Below are 16,776 nucleotides of genomic sequence, written 5' to 3'. Positions count from 1 at the left end.
TGTTGGGTGAGCGTCTCGACGTAAATGTTTCAGGATTTGTAATTCCACATCCATTGCCCTGCTTACCTTCCAGAGTTTTTTCTTTTAATCCTTTTATTTAGAATACTCGGAAAGTGACAGAAGAGGGTTAAACTTCACCTAATCCCTATTAGGGATTGAAACAATCTGTCCTCTCCCCAGAGTGTACGCCTGTGGGAGTTTAAACTTCACCTAATCCCTATTAGGGATTGAAACAGCGTTGCGGCAGTGGTCGTTGTTACAAAGTAATGTTTAAACTTCACCTAATCCCTATTAGGGATTGAAACGTAATTTCAAAAGTTTCCGTACCATTGAGCAGTAGCTCGGAGTTTAAACTTCACCTAATCCCTATTAGGGATTGAAACATCATTAGAGATAAAGCACAAATATTCGTCCCTGCTGATTGGTTTAAACTTCACCTAATCCCTATTAGGGATTGAAACGACCGATGAAGGTGCAATCACCACACGTGAGGAGCGCAAAAGTTTAAACTTCACCTAATCCCTATTAGGGATTGAAACATTAATCCTGATGGTAGCCTTGGCTATGTTTCTCGTTTAAACTTCACCTAATCCCTATTAGGGATTGAAACTACACGCTAAGTACCAGAGAAAGACAATAGACCTGTTGTAAAAGTAATTTTGTATGCTTTTATTTATGCCTTTGCACTATCCTGTGGTAATGCCTAGCGGCGAATGCGTAAGTCCTGAGATATTTATGTAAGAAGTCTATTACTTCATCACCAGAATAACTGGATAATAATTCATACCTTATAAACACCATCTAAACGTTATTAGACTCTGGACTTAAAAACTTTAATTACGATAAAAATTTTGTTTTTATAGACGAAACTCCTTGAATTGTGTCTAAAAAATCAGGTGAAAAATCTTGATTTTAAAAAATGCACATACAAAATATAAGAGAGAGATAATATCTGTGCAGCTTTATTCTATTTAAAGCTGTATTAACTCACTTCACTATATTTGCAGAGGTAAATCAATGGCAAGAATCACAATCTCAGACCTTTATCTTAATAGTGACGATCAGTATATTACTGAACTAACTGCTTCGGAAGCTAGAACTATAGAAGCAGGTGCAAGTACAATAACAATCGACACTAGTGATTTGTTAAAGCTGCAACAAAATATCAATGACATTCTTCAGGGTGTGTCGACTCAACTAAAGCAACAACAACAACAACAACAACAACAACCTAATAATCGTTATGGGAGACGACAACCATACGACGATTATTACGCTTATTATTAATTCTGGGCAATATGCTGTTGCTCAGAAAGTTATTAGCCAGAATAAAAGAGTCAGGAGAAACTAATTATTCTATCTCTTGACTCATTCCATTTCTGTGTATTTTATGTTGCTGCTCAGAAATATCAATCCATTAGCAAGCCGTTTTTTTGGCTAGATTATTTTATTAATAGTCGTACGTTCTAAATGTAAGTATTATAAGAACGTACGATTTTTTATACCAATAATTAGTAAGTTAATCTAGAAAATGCTCATTTTTATGATGTGTGTAGGTAGCTAATAGCATTGCACAAAAATTCTAATATCCATACATTTATCCTAAGAGAATGTTTGAAAAGTCTAAATTAATACCAGCCCTAGCGAATAGCAATCGCGATAACACAGACAAAACTTGTCTCCGCAGGTTAAAAACCTGAATTTTCTGTTAGTCCGCGCAGGCTAACTTCGCCTGTATAGTAGCGAATTCTGTTCGCTTAAAACTTTTCAAACTGTTATTCAAGTAAATAGTATTACGCATATCAGAATCCCTCTAAACCTGCAAAATGTGGACTTTGTTAACCTTTATTCTTGATATTACTACCATTCTCAACATAACTAATCAGGTAAAATCTATAATTTCAAAAAGACGTAAGACATTTATTTGAGTCTTTCTAAAGGTGTTTATAGCGTTGACTTTTATAGTTTCGGTAAATAAAAATTGCATTAACGGTTAAGCGAAATACAGCTTAATCGCCCAAAAAAAACACTCAATGATAAACAATTCAATTAGGAGTAGATCATGGCAAATATCACTCTTTCAGAATTAAATGCTGCTGGTTCTCAATTTTTCCAAGGTTCTGAAAGCTTCTTAAATGACCTGAGCGATGTTGATGCGATCGCTGGTGGTTCTGGCTATGGCTATGGCTACGACGGCTTTGGATTAAATAAGTTGATTGAAGGATTTGTTGATGTTTATGCTATCCAACATGTTTATGGTATAGCTAAATCCTTCAGCCACGGCGGCTACGGTGTCTCAGGCTATTAATAGCTCTGTAATTTAGGACTAAGCTATCTTTCGCTTAATTATGATGCGAAAGATAGCTTAAAATCCCGGCACAAATTATCAATTGTCAGCAATTTTTTGAGGATAAAATCATGGCAAATATCACTCTTTCAGAATTAAATGCTGCTGGTTCTCAATTGTTCCACGATTCTGAAAGCTTCTTAAATGACCTAAGCGATGTTGATGCGATCGCTGCACATGGTGCTGATAGTAACTCGAATAGTTATATTAGCGACTTTTACGGATTCAATAAGTTGATTGAAGGATTTGTTGATGTTTATGCTATCCAACATGTCTATGGCATAGCTAAGTCCTTTAGCCACGGCGGCTACAGTAACTCCGCTTATTAATAGCGTTGTAATTTACTACTAAGCTATCTTTCGCTTAATTATGATGTGAAAGATAGCTTAAAATCCCGGCACAAATTATCAATTGTCAGCAATTTTTTGAGGATAAAATCATGGCAAATATCACTCTTTCAGAATTAAATGCTGCTGGTTCTCAATTGTTCCACGATTCTGAAAGCTTCTTAAATGACCTGAGTGATGTTGATGCGATCGCTGCACATGGTGCTGATAGTAACTCGAATAGTTATATTAGCGACTTTTACGGATTCAATAAGTTGATTGAAGGATTTGTTGATGTTTATGCTATTCAACATATTTATGGTATAGCTAAATCCTTCAGCAACGGCGGCTACGGTGTCTCCGCCGCCTAGTAATAGCTTTGTAATTTACTACTGATTCTCTGTAAATATGCAATGAATCAGCCTGTATTCAACACTATTAGGCATTCATGTAGAAGATACAGGCTGTATTTCTCTAGCTTTAAGCTGAGATAGATGCAATGTTTTAGAGAGTTTGTATGAGTCAGCACCTTAATAATGAAGCAATATCCAGCTTTATTAACTGCAAATTAACCTGATTACAACCAAGTCTTAGAGGACAAAATTATGGCTAATATCACTCTTTCTGAACTAAATGTTGCTGGCTCTCAACTATTCCAAGATTCTGAAAGCTTCCTCAATGATCTGAGTGATGTTGATCTGAATGCTGCACATGGTGGTAATAATGCTAATTATTATGACTACGACGGCTCTGATTCATACATCAGCGTATTTAATAAGCTGATTGAAGGATTCGTTGATGTCTATGCTATCCAGCATATTTTTAGCATAGCTAAGTCCTTCAGTAAGTCTAATTACTAATAAATTTGAAGTTTACTACTAAGCTAGATGGCTCTTTTGGATTCATCATCTTCAGTAATTATCAAATCCAAGAGAGCCAGCTATATCGGAATTTGATTTTTGAAAAACCTATTTACACATCTACCACATAGCATTTTGGATTGAGCGTCACCAACCACTTCTAGTTTATGTCAATCCATCTATCTATCTGACTCTACCTAAATATTTTGTAGTTAACCTTTGAGCATGATTGCAATAATAGATACTTTAATCAAGCTCATGATCACAACAGTTTCATGATTTTCTGGGAATGATGAAATGGCAAAAATTATCGTTGCTAATCTAAGTTATGGTAACTTAGAAAGCTACCTGACCGAAGTCGATGAGCGAGATTCTCTGTATATATATGGTGGTGAATCAGAATTACAGCAAATTTTTAGCTTTGCTTATCAACTCTTGAATTTTGTGTTATCAGCTTATGCAATTTACAGTATTTCATCAATAGCCAAATCCTTCAAAATTACTAAGCCTAAATATACCCATTCTGTATTTAGCTTATTTTAATTTCAGTGTCACATTTTTGATGCTGATTCTATAGGAATCATAGTTTATTTTTGAAAAACGCTCCACATCTAAAAATATGGCATTTTTATTAAGCTCTCAAAATGTTCTCGAATACTTGCTTACCATTGGACTTTCTACTCCAGTAGAACAGTCATTAAGTAAGATTGAACTAAAGCCAGCAAAAAACTTCAACTTGTTAGTTAGTTTACCTGATGGTCGGCAACTTCTAGTTAAACAAGAGCGCCTCAATCGAGAAGGAAAAACTGCTGGGGAGTTTTTTGAAGAATGGAGAGTGCATCAGTTTTTCCAAAAATTCCCCGATATCAGTCACATTCGCTGGTGTTGTTCAGAAGCAGTGCATTTTGATGCTGACAATTCGATCATTGTGTTCAATTATCTCAAGAATTACCGGGATTTAGCTGATTTCTATATCAAAGAAAATGTCTTTCCCACAAAGATTGCGATCGCAGTTGGAATGACCTTGGCTTCAATCCATCACGCAACTATGGAAAATCCAGACTATGCAGAATTCTTTCAAACATCCGCGCAGATATCTCACCTCAAAAATCCTAACCTGACACTAGGACTAGATAGAATCACTCCAGAAATTTTTGGTCTGGTTCCCAGTGAGGGATTGAAGTTTTTTACTCTTTATCAACGTTACGATAGTTTGGGACAGGCGATCGCAAACTTACACCGTTCTTACACCCGCTATTGTCTGACTCATCATGACTTAAAGCTGAACAATATTCTTTTATCTTTAAATTGGCAAGAGGCGGTTTTCAATAACTCTTTCTCAAGTGAAAGGATGATTCGCTTGATTGACTGGGAACGTGGTGCTTGGGGAGATCCGGCACATGATTTAGGAATGCTCATCGCCAGCTATTTGCAATTCTGGTTGTATAGCATGACTACCAGTAAATCGATGGCTATTGAAGAGTCATTGCGTCTTGCTACTACACCTTTAGAACTACTTCAACCTTCAATTGCGGCGTTGATGTCTACTTATTTAGCTCATTTTCCCCAGATTTTAGAGACTTGTCCAGATTTCTTAGAACGAGTTGTACAGTTTTGCGGTTTAGCTTTGATAACAGCTATTCAAGCCGGACTCCAGCATGAAAAAACTTTTGGGAATGTGGGAATTTGTATGCTGCAAGTCGCTAAAAGTTTGCTATGTAATCCCAAAGCATCAATGAAAACAATTTTTGGCGTAGAAGCTTTAGAACTTTTACCGCAAAGTTTCTCTCGTAATTAAAAGTTACTAGTTTTCTTTATACCCAGTTATTTCAGAGGTTGTATTGTTTCTTTATGTCATTTGACATACCAAAAAAATGCAAAATTTACAATTTTGCATTTTGCATTTTTTATTTTTCTACCCTTATACACATCACCTTCTCTGCATCTGTCTTCGCTTCATTCGACACTCTTAAGTAAGTGGGTGGGAAAAACCAAACTATGTTACAGAAGGCTAACTAAGCTAGAAACTTTTTTTCTCTTGCCTTATCCCCACTACAAATATTTAGGCCATTCTAATTAATTTACAGGTAAACTGTTATGCAAATGTTAGATTCTCTCGCAACTCAACTATCAGAGATTCCTGAGTCATTGCAGACATCACTACAAGATATTATTTCTAACATTGAAATTGAGTCAGCTTATTGTATTAAGCATCCAGACTACAAACCATTGCAATTGCCAGAATCAGTAATTACCCGCTTTCAGCAACTACCTGCGGCGCTGCAAAAGAAATTCTTAAGTCTGCAATTGCGAGGTTTTCTCTATGGGATTTATTACAATGGTTCTCTGAAAAGCTCTCTCGCAACCAATGGAGAGACTAACAATATAGCTTTAAATCAAAATCTCGAAAATAATACTTTGTTGGGTGTAGATGTGGCTTTTTACGATCGCCTACACGAAAGTAATCGAGGTGAAGGCTATTGGAATTACAATTGGCTAGTAGTCCAAGAAAATCTAGATGACACTTTAACAGTACAGAAGGATGGTTTGACGCTGTATATTCAGCGCAATCGTCATTTACTACCGCAAAACCAATTTCCCTCTGTGGGTAAGTATGTTGCAATTAAAATGCCGAAAAATTTGGTTCAGAATGGCTTTTATATGGCGGTGGCGAACGCTGGAACAGCGACAAATCGGGAAAGATTGGTACGTGTTTATTTTAATTTAACTCCCGAAGGTGCTGTTGCGGTTATGGATACCTTGACTAGTCAGCTTAACTTGCTCGAAATTCCTTTTTCATTTAAAGCACTATATAATCCTTCCGAATACGAACGTTATGATTCGGCAGTATTTTACTTTGATAAAAACGATTATACGACGGTTCACTCAGTCTTAGAAAAGGTTTATGCCGAATGTCAATCTTATTTTCAGCCAGAAATACCTTTATTTACTAAGTTTATCGCACCTGGGTTAGCGATCGCCGAAGAACCCAACCGCAGATTTGCTGAACAAGAAAGTTTTGGGACGCATCGTTGTCAAATTCTCGCCAATGGCTTGCTTGATGCTTGGGAGCAAGGAAATCATACACCAGCCAATCGAATAACAGCAATTCTTCAACAATTTTATCTAACGAAAGTGGATTTACAACGTCCTTACCTCAATGCTGATTCTCAAGATATCTATATGCCTTTATCTTGAGACTAATTTAAATAGCAATCATACATTCTTCGAGAGAAAAAATAGCCCCGACTTATTCAAAAAGTTGGGGCTATAAAAGCTTTATTATTAAGCAGGTTTAGGTAAATCTTGGGATGATAAAGAATTATGGGGCAACTTTGCTACTATTTCTAAAGTAGCAATTTGTTGTTGTAACCAATTCTGGAAAAATTCTCCCATGATTTGCAGACGTAATTGCTCATTTAATTGCGGTTTAATGATTTCCTCGACCGAAATTATATGTACTCCTTTGGGTGTGACAATTGGTTTCAGAATTTGTGGTGGAGTAGCAGCAAAAACAGCCGCAGCAATCTCTGGTCTAAAATCTGCTCGGCGGCGGATTCCTTGATAACCACTAGCGCGGCGAAGTTCGGGATTCTCGATGTATTGGCGGGCAACTTCTTGAAAACTAATTTCGCCTTCTTGTAGAGTGTAAAATATCTCTAAAGCCAAGTCTTCATCATCTAAGATTACTTCATAAGTTGCTGCGCCATAATATTCAAATTGCCGAGCATAAAAGTAAGGTTCGACTTTCTCCCCAAATAAATGATTGGCTAATTTTGTAGATAAGATGTTAGTTTTCGCAATTTCTTCAAAATCATCGAGAGAAAGATGATGTTTTTCTAGCCAAGCCCAAGTGTCTTCTGCTCTCAAGAGTTTGTTGGCAAACCTCATACTATCTGCGGCTTGCTGTAGTTCTTCGACTTCGATGGTAATACCGACTTTTTCGACTGTCTCGATAATAATTTTTTGAGTGGCGATCGCATCTAGTATACTAGGTACTTTGCAAGACAGTTTTATGTATTCAATAATGTCTTCTACAGCAACATTTAATAGCTTTGCCATAATTACTTCCTCCACTCATTATGATTTTTTTCTTGAAGGTTAAATTGAAGTTAAGCGCATATCTATATATGTTTACTTGAGAGAGTTTTTCTTATCTCTATCTAGTGGAAGTTTCGCTTACTAATTAATATTTTCTGTTAGACATAAAAATTCAGATTTCCGACTTTTTGAAGAAGTCGGGGATTTAAGCATCATACATAAAATGAAAAGTAAAATTAGGGCAGACTATCAAAGCCTACCCTATGAAAAATCAAGATACATGATTTTATTTTCAAACTAAGTAAAAATAATAAATAAGAATTCAGGAGTCAGAATCCAGGAGTCAGAATGTTAAAAGACTTAATCACATTCTTCTCAAGAACAATAGATTAATCATACTGAATTACTATTAAATTCTGAATTCTGACTTCTGTGTGCTGAATTCTTACAGTCATAATTACAGTTCTAGTCCGCCTTGTTGCAATTTCTTAAATGGATCTAAGATAAAGTCGATGACGCGACGCTGACGAATAATTACTTCTGCGTTTGCTGTTTGACCAGGTGTTAAGACAATGCGTTTATCGCCTGCTTGGATATAGGTTTTATCTAAAACAATATCCAATTCATAGGTTTCGATAGTGGCTTTACCTTCGCTATCAGTTTGGACTTTTGAGCTAGGTGAAATCCAATGAACACGCCCTTGTACAACTCCATAATCTTGGAAGGGATAAGCATCAAACTTGACTTTGACAGGCATACCGACTTTCAAGAAGCCACTTTGTTGACTGGGCATTTGAGCTTTGATAATCAACTCACTATTTTTAGGTGCTATTTGAGCGACGATTTGTCCAGCTTCAACTACGGGGCCTGGTTTTGTGACTGGTAATTCAAAGATTGTGCCATCAATTGGCGATCGCACTACACGCTGTTCTAGTTGCAGTTTGAATGAAGTAATCTGACTCTTGGTTTGGGCTATTTCCGATTGCAGGCTAGTAATCTGGTTCTGCATATCTTTGAGTTGTTCCTGACTTTTTAGCAGCGCCAGTCTCCCGGCTTGCACTACGCCTTGATAGCTACTTTGCTGTTCTTCTAAACGGAGTTTGGCTTGCTGAATATCTGCCCAAGCCTGACTCATGATGGATTGATAACGGCTCACTTCCTCCTTTAAACTTAATTTTGATTGTGTGAGTTCGGCGCTTGCTTGTTCTTGCAAGCGTTGACTTTCTTCCGCAGTCTTTTCTAATTCCACTACTTTAACTTGAGCGATCGCACCTTCGTTTAAAAGTTGACGATAGCGATCAACTTCCGCTAAGTCTCGATTGAAACGACTACGAGCTAATTTTTGGTCAATATGTGTGGAATTAATTTTCTGTCTAGCCTGCTCAACTAAAGCCAATTTTTCTAGTCTTTGCAGGTTATAACTGCTGATTTTGGCATCGAGATTTTGCTGTGCTTGATTAACTTGGGCAACTTTTTCTAATGCTTGGGCTTGGTTTTGCTGTTCTTGAATGTTAATCGCCAGCATTAATTGATTTTTCAACAGTTCTAACTGAGATTGCCGACTGATTAATCCTTCTAGTTTTGTCTGTGTTTGTTGCAAGTCTGTTTGCAATACATCAGAGTCTAGCTGCATCAAAACCTGTCCGGCTTTCACAGTCGCGCCTTCTTGGACATTGACGGCTTTGACTGCACCCGTAACCGGAACGCCCAGTTTTTGCGTTGCGCCTTTGGGTTCTAAACGCCCTCTAGCGGAGCCTGTCTCGTCCACTTTGGTCAGCATTGTCCAAGGAATAACAATGGCAGCAAAAGCAACTAGTAAGTACAGCATTGAACGTGTCCAGAGCTTGGGTAAGGCATCTAGAAGTTCTTCTGTACCGTAATACCAATCGTTGATTTGGGCTGCCTGTATTGGTTCATCGACAACTACATCAGAGTCATCAAACTGGCGAAGTTCATCCTGCTTTTGTTGAGTAAGTACGAATGCAGAATTGGGATAAGAATTTGGCATAGGTAATTCAACAGTTTACTGTTGAGCGTTAACTGTTCATGTGCAAATTTCCCAGATGCTCAATTTGTTTGCGCCAGTTGTTGCTGGTTGAGATAAAAATAATGACCTTTTCTGGCAATTAATTCGTCGTGGGTGCCGCTTTCGACGAGTAACCCCCGATCCAATACCAGAATTAAGTCTGCGTGACGCACGGTGGACAGGCGATGAGCAATGATTAAACTTGTGCGTCCTTTAAGGATGGTTGTCAGGTTATTTTGAATGATGCGTTCAGATTCAGCGTCGAGGTGACTGGTGGCTTCATCTAATAATAATAAACGCGGATTGCCCAATAATGCACGAGCGATCGCTAAACGTTGGCGCTGTCCGCCAGATAACATCCCTCCACCTTCACCAATTTGAGTTTCGTAACCCATTGGTAACTGTTTAATGAAGTCATCGGCTCCTGCTAAACGTGCCGCGTCGATAATTTCTTCTAAGGTGGCTTCAGGGTGAGCAATGCTGATATTTTCGCGGATTGTGCCGCCGAATAAGAAGGTGTCTTGATCAACAACCCCAATTTGCGAACGAAGCGATCGCAAGGAAATACTAGTTACATCGTGAGCGTCAATTAAAACTTTGCCATCTGTCGGCGGATATAGCCCCAAAATCAGCTTAGATAAGGTAGTTTTGCCCGAACCACTCCGCCCAACTACAGCCACGGTTTGCTGAGGCTTGATTTCAAAACTGAGATTTTCTAAGACATTAATATCACTGTCTGGATGATAGCGAAAGGTGACATTCTCAAACCGAATATGTCCACTTAGCCTTGGCAAAATCTGCCGGGGTTGATTTTGTAAGTCTTCTTCTGGTTCTGCTTCTAAAACATCATTAATCCGTTCAGTTGCAATCATCACTTCCTGCACTTGGTTCCACAGCACAACTAGCCTTTGGAAGGGGCGGATAATATTGCCCAACAGCATATTAAAAGCTACTAGTTGTCCGATTGTCAGTTGATTTTGAATTACCAACCATGCCCCAAACCACAGTAACCCTGTACTTACAACTGTTTCAATGGTCGCACTAAAAATTTGCAGTTGATTCCCTACTATCTGCCCGCTAAATGTCTTTTTAATCAAGTTATTCAGCAGTTCTTCCCAATGCCAACGGACTGTTTGCTCAATCGCCATCGAGCGAATAGAACGAATCCCCGTCAGGGATTGAATGAGATAACTGTTTTCGTTGGCTGTGGCATTAAACACCTCACGACTAATGCGGCGTAAAAAGGGTGTAGCCACCAGCGCCAACAGCATAAACGGTGGGACAATACATAGGCTGAGTAAGGCCATTGATGGGCTATACCAAAACATCAACCCGACATAAATAAACACCGTCAGCAAATCCAAGATGATGGATAGTGCTTCCCCAGTCAGGAAGCGCTGAATTTTTTGATTTTCTTGGACGCGAGAAACAATATCACCAACGTAACGCGATTCAAAAAATGCCAGAGGTAAACGGAAGGTATGTTTGATAAAACCTACCAATAGTGACAAGCTGATGCGATTGGCTGTGTGATCTAAAAGATATTGCCGCAGTCCGTTAATGGCAACGCGGAATAATCCAAAAATCAACAACCCTAAACCCATAGCATTTAATGTGAGGGTGCTGCCTTGAACAATTACTCTATCTAAAAGTAGCTGAGTAAATAAAGGTGTAACTAATCCAAATAGTTGAATAAACACCGAAGCCGTGAAAACCTCTAGCAGCACTTGCCAGTGAGGTTTGACTAAATCAAAAAACTGCCAAAATTGGATATTTTCTTCTTCAGTTTCTTTGAGTAAGGTTGTGGGTTGTAGTAACAAGGCGTAACCAGTCCAACCAGCTTTGAATTCACCTACGGTAAGACTGCGTTGTCCAACAGCCGGATCACCAATAATTACACGTTTTTTGGTAATTTCATAGACAACTACGTAATGTTTACCTTCCCAGTGGGCGATCGCCGGTAGAGTTTGCTGTGCCAATTTATCTAAACTAGCTTTCACTGGACGAGTCGCAAAACCAACACTCTCGGCAGCTGCTGTCAAACCCCGCAAAGAAGCCCCACCACGACTAACATTAGCTAACTCTCGCAGCCGATTGATACTCAAGCGCTTACCCCAATAGCGACTGATCATCACTAAGCAGGCTGCACCACAATCTGCGGCACTTTGTTGTTCAAAAAAGGGATATCGCTTTGTCAGCCGTCCCCACACATGAGTTGCCCTCACCGTCGGGTTAGGAAAATAAGCTTGACGTGGTTTCTTGCGCTTCGGCGGCACTAGGGATTGAGAAATTCCTTCCCCTCTGCCCTCTGCCCCCTGCCGCCTGCCTTCTTCTTCCCTCTTGCCTCCTGCCTCCTGCTGCCTGCCTTCTTCCCCACTCCCAACTCCCGCCAAATCTGCCAACTGCGGCCAATGCGCCACCGCCATTTGCCAATCAGCATTATGTAGACTGTAGACAATTGTTGGTTGTGTCGCTTGCCAACTGCCTTCCTGGGGATATATGTAGATGTTGCCTGATGTTAATATGCGTCCGTCGGCGTGAAGTAATTTACCGCGACGCAATAGCCAAAGCTTAGTATCTTGAAATAATTTAGCTGGGGGTGCGCCACTGTCTAAGCTGTGCCGTCGAAATAGCGATAAAGCTTTAAGCATCTGTTCTACAGAACCATTCAGCGTGATGGGCGCACTTTGACAACATAACAATAGTAAATTCCAAAGTTCTGCACGTTTTTGTAGGCGATCGCCCACGCTAGGATATAGCTGCACAATCTCCTGCAACAATGCTTGCGGCAAATAGCACAGTTTTAGACTGACAGAAGCCCTCGCTACGTAAGAACGAAACTCTTCTTGGGGAAACAAAGTTAATTCGCCAAATGATCCCCCAGTTGTCAGGGTGGTAATTAAGTTATTCGCACTATCCAGCAGTCTGACTTTACCTGTGAGAATAATATAAATTCCCGGAATTGCCGTTGTCGCTTGCCAAAATTGTTTAGCTACAGGCGGTTCGACAATTTCCACTCTTGCCAAGCATTTTTCTATATCTTGACTTGACAGCGCTTCACCCAAAGCTTGGGTAATTTGTTGTGTTAACTGTTCTTGAGAAAATTCTAATGGCATTTTTTACCTTCATCAATTGAGAATTCGGTATTGAGGGTTAAATGATCCCCCCACCTGCGGCGACCCCCTTAAACAGGGGGTAAGAAAGATTAAAAGCCCCCCTTTTTAAGGGGGGTTGGGGGGATCTTCCACTATTGATTTGTCTGCATTAAATTAAACGACCAAGGGAAAGTCGGTTCGCTGTGAGTTTTTAAGTCACCAATTGTAATATTGTTATCTTTTGTCTCTTCTGTTGCTTCTTGTTTGGAACTTTTGGGTTTAGTCGAAAGTCCCATTTGTTTGAGTAAGCGATTAACATGGCGATCGCTAATTGAAATCCCTAATTCATTTGCTAAATGTTTGCTTAACCATTGGGCTGTCCAGTAAGTAAAGGCATAGCCATAATCACGCGGACTATGACTTACCAATTCTTTCAATCTATCGATATATTGAGCATTCACAATTTTCGGTCTGCCGATTGGGCGTTCATTCCATTTATGTGCAAAACCAGCTTCTGCAATACCAATCCAGTAACGTGCCATTTCTTGAGAACAACCAACAATTTCACAAATTTGAGTTTGAGATTTACCCATATCTGCCAGTAACATAATTTCAATTCTTCTGAGATATTCTGGCTGTAAATTACTTTGCAAGTTTTTTAACAAAGCTTTTCTTTGAAAAGGAGTCAAAAACTTACTATCTTGCGGATCATAATTTTCCAAACCTTGGTATTGGCTAGAATAGTTTGACATAATTACTACCAGTTATTGTTGACAGTCAAGTATTCAATATGAAGTCAGACTATTTAAGTCATAGCGAGATAATTTGATTGGTGAACCTTTGTTTTTCTAACTTCTGACTTCTGATTTCTGGGTTCTGCTGAATTTGTCCGACGCTGAATGTTTACCCCCAGATAGTTGTAAATAATCGGGGGGAATTTGCATATTGCATCTGTCTTGGTAATCTGTATTCTGTGTTAATAGCTAATACTACAATCATCAAATTATGATGATTCTCTTACCAACTATTCTACGTAAAGAGAAAAATGATGTTAAAAACAGCGCTCACGTTTTGGGAGCGCAGATCATTGAGCAGTAGTAGTTGATAAACCTGACAAAATATTTAGCCAGCATAGCTGTTATTTTCCTTGATGAACAGCAGTTTCTGGTAAACACCTAAAAACAATAAACTATGAACTAGTAAAACTGAATAGTTTGGTGTAACGCTGGTATTCGTTTCACAAAATTGCTTGATGAGTATAGGAAAGTAACCTAGACAGAGAAGTTTTGCTGAAAAGCCGTATTTCCTCACTTTGTTAAGTTAGCCTAACTGTTATTCTTTTAAGAATTTTTCTAAATATAGTCAATAGGTTTTATGAAAAAAACGTGAACTTAACAAAAAAAATATATTTTCTTTATCAAAAATTTAATAATTAGATCTAGGTAAAATAAAATGATCAATATTTAGGACAGAAAGTACACTAAAAAAGATGGGAGTGTTTAATATATCCAAGTAATAAATATAGCAATCTTCAATCATATTAGTAGGAATTTTTACCTTAAATCTAACTATCTTAGGTTCACTGAATCATCTGGGATTGAGGATACATTGCAGTTCCGTATCCAACCAATGCTGAAACATTTTATGAATAATCTCTTGATATCTTTCTGGTGTTAATTCAGCCGAAATAAATTCTTCTATGAAAAAAAGATGATAACCTTGCTCTGTTTTGTAAGGAAATGTCACCTGTTGAGGTGATGCGTTAAATACGACGGAGGCTATATCTGGTTGAAGTGCAAAACGATAAACTATACCTTCATATCCACACTTACATCGACGATGAATATCAATATTGTGAATGTGTGCGGCATGATAAAAAGTAATTTCACCGTCTTCAATTTGATAGTATATTTCTTGTGCTAAAGTTTCTGAGTTAGTTATGATTTGGTACAAAATAACTTGATCAAATTCCGAGTGATTTTGCTGAAAAAACTGCTCTACTTCATCAGCAAATAATACTTGTGCTAGTTTGTGGGATAATAAGCGATCGCAGATTCCCATTTCCCAATCAGAGGGTGTAACTAATTGATCAGCTAACCACTCTAGTGTGTCTGCGGCTCTTTCTAAATGTCTTTCTCGCCGTTGATTTTCTGCTTCCGCTGCAATTTCTTCCGGGGTGATAGTAATACCTCTTGCCTCCGCAGCTTGCCAAATGACTTTGTTAACTAAAATTTTTTGATATACTTCCTGCAACTGCATTTCTTTTTTGAGGAATTTAACGATTTCCTCCGGTTCAATAAAAACTTTGGCAAACTCACTCATTTGGTATTAATAGGTTCTCGTTTTTACAGCTAAATTAGCTTTGTTGGGAGTAAAAATAAATATATTTTACCTTATCAGGATTTATTAATACATAAAAAACTGGAAGCTATTTGGGCTTTTAGCTTCCAGCAGTTGCTGTATCCATTAGATGTTTTATACAGCAGAGATAATCCTGTTTGGTAGAACTAGGATTTAGAGCATCAAAACAAAAGCGTAGTAGCTATATGCTCTATCAGCTACAACAACTGTCAACTGTTAGTTTGTCTATTTTCCTTACTACTAAAGTATGGAAGGCTCTACGAAATTTCTCCCACCATTGAGAAACTTAATAGAGGGCATGGAAAGTTAAAATTGGGGGAATCCACCTCTTCTAACTTTTCTTGGCTCAGGCTTCCTCGAAAACAGAACTACCAATAGCAACAGTGAGATTGTCTGTCTTGGTTTAAGAGTTATGTACTCTTTGGGATACTGACTGTTTCAGCAAAAACAATCAGTTAAATGTATTTCATAGTCAGATATTCAATGATTTTATCATTGTTGATGAATGTATTGGTTCATCGCCTCTATGTATAATTTAAATGATTTTGATAGTTAAAATTTGCCACTTTGGCACATTTTGTGATTAATTTTTTTCTCTACCTTGACTGTTTATACCAGTTCTCAAGTTTCAGCTATACAACCTAGAATTATCTATATATAGCGGTAGCCAGATAGGTTAAGGCATCTTAAAAAGCCAAAACTAATTCACTGTAGGCAGTTCACTTTTGACTTTTGCTATACCAGCACAAAAACCACCTTTAGAGATTTACTAAAAGACGGGTAATTTAATAAAAATCAGAATTTAATGTGATTATTTTACATAAATTTAAATAAAAAATAACATCAAGTTATTTGCTGTTTGTAGCAGTGCTAGTTTCGTTTTGTCTGCCAAGTTTAATAAGTGACAGGACAGATAACCTATCATGTCTGAGAGTTGCGATCGCATGATAGGCTATCTGACACTCAGCCCTTTAATTAGCTTCACCAATTTTTAAGGAAAAATCTTGAGTGTTGTCGCTATTTGATTCACATTTGAGGGGTTGATATTCGGAAATTTCTTGGGCTAACAATTGCTCCATATTGCCACCATGAATTCCCGCTTTTTGCTTACCAACTACCTCTAGATATGTTAAGTCTTTAATCTTACCTAAACAGTTAGTCGCTACAGACTTATCCGCAGATGATGAAGTAATTTTTATGGTTTCCCGCTCTTGGTGCTGCGCTCTACTTGTTGAAGAATTTTCTTTGAGCAATCTGTTATAAGTGCGATAAGGAATGTAATGCAATGGATTGTAACCAGCTACACGCAGCATTAACACACAAGCCCAAGAATACTTACCTGCCAGAATCGCCTCAACTATTTGGTCAAATTGTTGAGGGTTGATACCTTTATTAAAGTTACTGATGCTAGTCATGTTGTGATTCATAGTGTTAATTTTACTAGAAAATTAGGTGTTACAAGTAGTCAATGCTTAATCAATAGCTGTTGCAGTTGCCAACTTTAACAACTACCCTCTAAATTTATTTTTAGTTTTAGCTATAAACCTGTGGGGAATGACCAAGTATTGCTGTAAAAGCTGTATCATTCTTTGTTTGGAGGTTAGAACTGCATGTGTTCTGATGATGATTTCCATGAGCTTGACCTTTGAGTAGAAAGTTGACTGTATTTAATCCAGTAGTTGGTTACTTTTCAACCTTTCATCATGTCATTTCAATGACT

General features: G+C 38.1%; 14 protein-coding genes and 1 CRISPR repeat array. Of the genes, 8 read left to right on the top strand and 6 right to left on the bottom strand.

Annotated features, from left to right (window positions below; translation table 11 throughout):
• Positions 1-125: 125 nt before the first annotated feature.
• Positions 126-610: direct repeats of the CRISPR family, unit length 37 nt; unit sequence GTTTAAACTTCACCTAATCCCTATTAGGGATTGAAAC.
• Positions 611-1,017: 407 nt separating this feature from the next.
• The 8 genes from IQ244_RS25525 to IQ244_RS25490 all read left to right on the top strand — a co-directional run bounded on the left by IQ244_RS25525 (position 1,018) and on the right by IQ244_RS25490 (position 6,731).
• Entirely contained in the window at positions 1,018-1,287 is a 270-nt protein-coding gene (locus tag IQ244_RS25525; protein WP_193899181.1) for a hypothetical protein, read from the top strand.
• 775 nt (positions 1,288-2,062) lie between these two features.
• Positions 2,063-2,308 (top strand): hypothetical protein, encoded by a 246-nt coding sequence (locus tag IQ244_RS25520; protein ID WP_193899179.1) that lies wholly within the window; start codon positions 2,063-2,065, stop codon positions 2,306-2,308.
• A gap of 110 nt (positions 2,309-2,418) precedes the next feature.
• The gene (locus IQ244_RS25515; protein ID WP_193899177.1) at positions 2,419-2,676 is read left to right on the top strand and encodes a hypothetical protein; all 258 of its coding nucleotides are present in this window, start codon (positions 2,419-2,421) and stop codon (positions 2,674-2,676) included.
• A gap of 110 nt (positions 2,677-2,786) precedes the next feature.
• Positions 2,787-3,044 (top strand): hypothetical protein, encoded by a 258-nt coding sequence (locus IQ244_RS25510; protein WP_193899175.1) that lies wholly within the window; start codon positions 2,787-2,789, stop codon positions 3,042-3,044.
• A 234-nt stretch (positions 3,045-3,278) separates the two neighbouring features.
• Positions 3,279-3,533 carry a hypothetical protein gene (locus tag IQ244_RS25505; protein ID WP_193899173.1) on the top strand — a complete coding sequence of 85 codons (255 nt, stop codon included), beginning with the start codon at positions 3,279-3,281 and terminating at the stop codon, positions 3,531-3,533.
• 297 nt (positions 3,534-3,830) lie between these two features.
• Positions 3,831-4,076 carry a hypothetical protein gene (locus IQ244_RS25500; RefSeq protein ID WP_193899171.1) on the top strand — a complete coding sequence of 82 codons (246 nt, stop codon included), beginning with the start codon at positions 3,831-3,833 and terminating at the stop codon, positions 4,074-4,076.
• Between the two features lie 76 nt (positions 4,077-4,152).
• Positions 4,153-5,331, top strand: coding sequence for an aminoglycoside phosphotransferase family protein (locus IQ244_RS25495; protein WP_193899169.1), 1,179 nt, complete (start codon positions 4,153-4,155; stop codon positions 5,329-5,331).
• A gap of 299 nt (positions 5,332-5,630) precedes the next feature.
• On the top strand, positions 5,631-6,731 hold the full coding sequence (locus tag IQ244_RS25490) for a T3SS effector HopA1 family protein (RefSeq protein WP_193899167.1): 1,101 nt from the start codon (positions 5,631-5,633) through the stop codon (positions 6,729-6,731).
• 87 nt (positions 6,732-6,818) lie between these two features.
• Here IQ244_RS25490 and IQ244_RS25485 read toward each other — a convergent pair whose 3' ends face one another.
• From IQ244_RS25485 to IQ244_RS25460, 6 genes are all read right to left on the bottom strand, one after another.
• Complete coding sequence (locus IQ244_RS25485) at positions 6,819-7,595, bottom strand: peptidylprolyl isomerase (protein ID WP_193899165.1); 777 nt, start codon at positions 7,593-7,595, stop codon at positions 6,819-6,821.
• Positions 7,596-8,031: 436 nt separating this feature from the next.
• A complete protein-coding gene (locus tag IQ244_RS25480) occupies positions 8,032-9,582 on the bottom strand; it encodes an HlyD family efflux transporter periplasmic adaptor subunit (protein WP_193899163.1) in 1,551 nt (516 codons plus the stop codon).
• 59 nt (positions 9,583-9,641) lie between these two features.
• Positions 9,642-12,716: a peptidase domain-containing ABC transporter gene (locus tag IQ244_RS25475; RefSeq protein WP_193899161.1), complete on the bottom strand. Its 3,075-nt coding sequence runs from the start codon at positions 12,714-12,716 to the stop codon at positions 9,642-9,644.
• Positions 12,717-12,847: 131 nt separating this feature from the next.
• Positions 12,848-13,447 (bottom strand): helix-turn-helix domain-containing protein, encoded by a 600-nt coding sequence (locus tag IQ244_RS25470; RefSeq protein WP_193899159.1) that lies wholly within the window; start codon positions 13,445-13,447, stop codon positions 12,848-12,850.
• A gap of 835 nt (positions 13,448-14,282) precedes the next feature.
• Entirely contained in the window at positions 14,283-15,017 is a 735-nt protein-coding gene (locus tag IQ244_RS25465) for a peptidylprolyl isomerase (RefSeq protein ID WP_193899157.1), read from the bottom strand.
• A 1,010-nt stretch (positions 15,018-16,027) separates the two neighbouring features.
• Positions 16,028-16,483, bottom strand: coding sequence for a HetP family heterocyst commitment protein (locus IQ244_RS25460; RefSeq protein ID WP_193899155.1), 456 nt, complete (start codon positions 16,481-16,483; stop codon positions 16,028-16,030).
• Positions 16,484-16,776 lie beyond the last annotated feature (293 nt).

Source organism: Nostoc sp. LEGE 06077 (genome assembly GCF_015207705.1).
Lineage (GTDB): Bacteria > Cyanobacteriota > Cyanobacteriia > Cyanobacteriales > Nostocaceae > Nostoc_B.
The sequence above is the reverse complement of the archived record's forward strand: the minus strand, read 5'-3'. Positions and strand labels throughout refer to the sequence as shown.

Excerpts from the sequence above, each read along its gene's own strand:
- IQ244_RS25525 (WP_193899181.1), top strand. The coding sequence starts at position 1,018 with ATGGCAAGAATCACAATCTCAGACCTTTATCTTAATAGTGACGATCAG.
- IQ244_RS25520 (WP_193899179.1), top strand. The coding sequence starts at position 2,063 with ATGGCAAATATCACTCTTTCAGAATTAAATGCTGCTGGTTCTCAATTT.
- IQ244_RS25515 (WP_193899177.1), top strand. The coding sequence starts at position 2,419 with ATGGCAAATATCACTCTTTCAGAATTAAATGCTGCTGGTTCTCAATTG.
- IQ244_RS25510 (WP_193899175.1), top strand. The coding sequence starts at position 2,787 with ATGGCAAATATCACTCTTTCAGAATTAAATGCTGCTGGTTCTCAATTG.
- IQ244_RS25505 (WP_193899173.1), top strand. The coding sequence starts at position 3,279 with ATGGCTAATATCACTCTTTCTGAACTAAATGTTGCTGGCTCTCAACTA.
- IQ244_RS25500 (WP_193899171.1), top strand. The coding sequence starts at position 3,831 with ATGGCAAAAATTATCGTTGCTAATCTAAGTTATGGTAACTTAGAAAGC.
- IQ244_RS25495 (WP_193899169.1), top strand. The coding sequence starts at position 4,153 with ATGGCATTTTTATTAAGCTCTCAAAATGTTCTCGAATACTTGCTTACC.
- IQ244_RS25490 (WP_193899167.1), top strand. The coding sequence starts at position 5,631 with ATGCAAATGTTAGATTCTCTCGCAACTCAACTATCAGAGATTCCTGAG.
- IQ244_RS25485 (WP_193899165.1), bottom strand. The coding sequence starts at position 7,595 with ATGGCAAAGCTATTAAATGTTGCTGTAGAAGACATTATTGAATACATA.
- IQ244_RS25480 (WP_193899163.1), bottom strand. The coding sequence starts at position 9,582 with ATGCCAAATTCTTATCCCAATTCTGCATTCGTACTTACTCAACAAAAG.
- IQ244_RS25475 (WP_193899161.1), bottom strand. The coding sequence starts at position 12,716 with ATGCCATTAGAATTTTCTCAAGAACAGTTAACACAACAAATTACCCAA.
- IQ244_RS25470 (WP_193899159.1), bottom strand. The coding sequence starts at position 13,447 with ATGTCAAACTATTCTAGCCAATACCAAGGTTTGGAAAATTATGATCCG.
- IQ244_RS25465 (WP_193899157.1), bottom strand. The coding sequence starts at position 15,017 with ATGAGTGAGTTTGCCAAAGTTTTTATTGAACCGGAGGAAATCGTTAAA.
- IQ244_RS25460 (WP_193899155.1), bottom strand. The coding sequence starts at position 16,483 with ATGAATCACAACATGACTAGCATCAGTAACTTTAATAAAGGTATCAAC.